3 protein-coding genes are annotated in these 3334 nt (G+C 29.8%); all 3 read left to right on the top strand.

Annotated features, from left to right (window positions below):
- The first annotated feature begins 251 nt into the window (after window positions 1–251).
- The gene (locus NF27_RS10570) at window positions 252–560 is read left to right on the top strand and encodes a hypothetical protein (protein WP_039459458.1); all 309 of its coding nucleotides are present in this window, start codon (window positions 252–254) and stop codon (window positions 558–560) included.
- A 512-nt stretch (window positions 561–1072) separates the two neighbouring features.
- Complete coding sequence (locus NF27_RS10565) at window positions 1073–1519, top strand: hypothetical protein (RefSeq protein ID WP_039459456.1); 447 nt, start codon at window positions 1073–1075, stop codon at window positions 1517–1519.
- A gap of 607 nt (window positions 1520–2126) precedes the next feature.
- Window positions 2127–3334 (top strand): hypothetical protein (locus NF27_RS10560; protein WP_039459454.1); only part of this gene is annotated, 1208 nt, incomplete at its 3' end.

Raw genomic sequence — 3334 nt, 5'->3', positions numbered from 1 at the left:
ATAATTGGTTTTATGATAGATTAATAAAAAGTGGGTTTAGTTTTGACGGCCCACAGGCTCCACTTGGTAGGTAAGGGTACAAGGATCATACTGATTATGAGCTAATTTTTACACCTGATGAATATGCAAATTTTTTAAAGGAAGATAATTTAAAAGAAGAGAATTTACAATTATTACAAGCTTTAAATTTTATAACTTTAATACATGGAGACTGTAACCTTTATAACCTATGTATAATAAAAAAGCCTACTTTGGATCAAGGCTTATTACAAAAGCTTTTAGAAAAGGATCTTGAAAAGCATGATCCTCCAACACAAGAAAATTATACTTTTAAAATAAAAATATCCTATATGGCAAGTGCTGCTTTCATTAAATCTATTTATAGGTTTTATGATAGGAAATTGTCAGCTAACTCTAGTAATTATGAAAGCACATGGGATTGTTTAACAGAAGAGGAAGATTTGATAGACTTTGCTTTAATTACTGAAATAAGGTTAAGGGCATATAATAAACACAGAGGGCAAACCTGGAAACCAATTAATATTACAATAAATAAATAAATTATTTCTGAAAAATCTTAATTAATTCAAATAAAGGTGATGATACTAAAAATAGTATTCCAGAAATATTAATTTTCAAATATTTCATATCAACCTACACAGAAAAAGAAAAGGAGAAAGAAGAAAAACAAACAGTTTGTAAAGAAACACTTTATCAAGTTTTTGCTAGCATATTACATATAATAGAACCAAAACTCATTTTAAATATTATAAAACAAAATATTAATAAATTATTAACTACAGATAATATAAGAAGTGTAATAGACCTAATAATATTTATTATAAAAAATGACCACCCTTTAAGAGAGCTGGTTCCTTTTAATAAAGATTTATTAATATATTTTAAGCCTCTAATAGAAAATAAAGTTTTTAGTAATATTTTATTAAATTTATATCAGCAATATTTAAATCCACAAAATTCGGAATTTTCACATGAATTTACTAATATATTTTCACCTAAGAATCAATTAGAACAACATCCAGCTTACTCTGTAATTCATGCAATGGTGTGGATGAACGAGCATAAAAACGATGATTCTGGAGAGTATCAAGAAATACAGGAGTTATTAAACAAAGCGATTGAGTTACGCAGTGATGATTTAAAGCTAAAGTATGAGCGGTCACAAAAAGTAATAATAGCAGAGCCACTCCAGCAGCTACTTAATACGCAAGAGAGTATAGTAGTAGCACCACATTTATTAGCTTATTACCTACTGATTAGATTGCATACAATGCATGGCAAGGTAGCAGAAGCAAAAAAAATATTGAAAAAATTTGAGGAAATAAATTTATCTTTTAAAAAGACTAAGAACCTTTCACCACAGCAGCAAGAAGAGAAAGTATTAGTATTATACCTAACTGCTTATGCGTATAGTGATATTGGTGATAAAAACTGTGCAACTGAACTGCTCAAGAAGATAGAAAAGTTGAATCAGTGCAAACAAGCATTAGATAAATAGTCTTTAGATTGAGAATTAGATCAAGAATTTGGAGAATATATGAATAATAAAGGGAATAGATAGCAACTATAAACAAGAAATTTCTGATTAGGAGTTGGGGTTCTAAGCGTAAACCTGGTGCGGGCGCCACGATAAAGAAAGGGTAAAATAAAAAGCTTTACAAAAGCCAAAGATATAAAAGGAAGCTGTCATATATTCGGCATTTTAGTGCCATAATGTATACTAGTTGAGAGTTAATCTTACATTCAGCTGGAACTAGGTATATGAATCATACAATTAAATGCACAAGAAAGAAGGGGGAAATTAGCTAATGCTCTTAGCATTTGGAACAATGTAACAGCATATACCCTTATTATAACAAAAGCATATAAAGAACATAGCAACTACCCTACAGGCACAACATGACAATACCGATTTAAGCAACAAGGCTTCTAACAGTTAACTAAATAATTACTTTATATATAATAATCGCTATAACTCAAAGCTTTTATTTTTTTATCAATAAAATATTAATAATCCTTTACTCAAGCTTAACATTGCTTAGTTTGATAAATATCCTGATTATGTCTACTCCTGGTTTTAAGAAAAATTTACAGCTTAAGATTATATGCAGCAAAGAGAAAGTTCTCAAAATGGAGCATTAGATTTAGAACTACCCCAGTTAATAGAAAGTATAATAGAACATGTAAATAAGTTAGATACTGAAGGCAATATGGAGGAAAGCCTACAAAAGATAAAAGAAGGATTAAAACTATGCATCAGTGAACCAAGTACAGGTAAGTATTATGAGCAGGAGTATAGGTTATTTTTAAAATTAGGAGATATATATTCTAAAGGAGAAGATAGGTTGGATTATCCTAACGCAATAGGTATATACCAGTACTTACTTAAGTTAATAGATAAGCTTCCTGATAAAATAGAAAAAGAAGAAAAATGTAAAGAAGTAGCAGGTAAGATAGCTTTAACGGAAGAAGGTTTTATAAAACAAGCTAGACTAGATAGAAAAATACCAGAAGGATATATTAAGAAAGTAAGTTTCAATAAGATAGAAGAATATAAAGCTGAATTAGAGAAACATAGGTTCTCCATTGGGGGAAGATTAGAAGGGATTAAAGATCTTGGTTTGAATAAAGCTGAAGTTGAGTCAAATCCAGTCGAACAGTTACTAAGCTTATTATTAGAAAAAATTGATCTTGGTAAGCTAATAAATCCTGTAAATACTCAACAAATTGTCGAAGGGACAAACTTAGTTATAGAAAATTATCTTGATAGTCTGATTGATAAAGATACTCTAACACAAATTAGAGAAAAGTTTTTACAAACCAAATTATTAAATTATGAGGAATTAAGACAGAGAGCACTTAAAATTAAAGAGATATATAAGGATATAAAAGAATTTTTTATAGGCAGCAGGGATATAAAAGGTGAGATAGAAAAAACAGGCTTAATAAACAAGTTGGTTGAAGATTGTATAGAAGAGCTGGGTGGGTTGCCTCAGATTAAAGGAAGAGATGTAGTTTATTCTTTCTTCGGTATGGGATCAATGGGTTTGGGTACTATGACACCATGGTCTGATATGGAGTGGGGAATATTTATAGAGGAAGGATTAGGTGAAGAAGAGGGGAAGGTAAAAGAGTATTTTAGAAATTTAACAGCGCTATTACATATTAAGATCATAAGGTTTGGAGAGAGTCCTCTCAGGATGCTTGGAATAAAAGAACTAAATAATTTTAGGAAGACTGATAATAATGATTCTGAGCATAATTGGTTTTATGATAGATTAATAAAAAGTGGGTTTAGTTTTGACGGCCCACA

It is taken from the genome of Candidatus Jidaibacter acanthamoeba (genome assembly GCF_000815465.1).
Lineage (GTDB): Bacteria > Pseudomonadota > Alphaproteobacteria > Rickettsiales > Midichloriaceae > Jidaibacter > Jidaibacter acanthamoebae.
The sequence above is the reverse complement of the archived record's forward strand: the minus strand, read 5'-3'. Positions and strand labels throughout refer to the sequence as shown.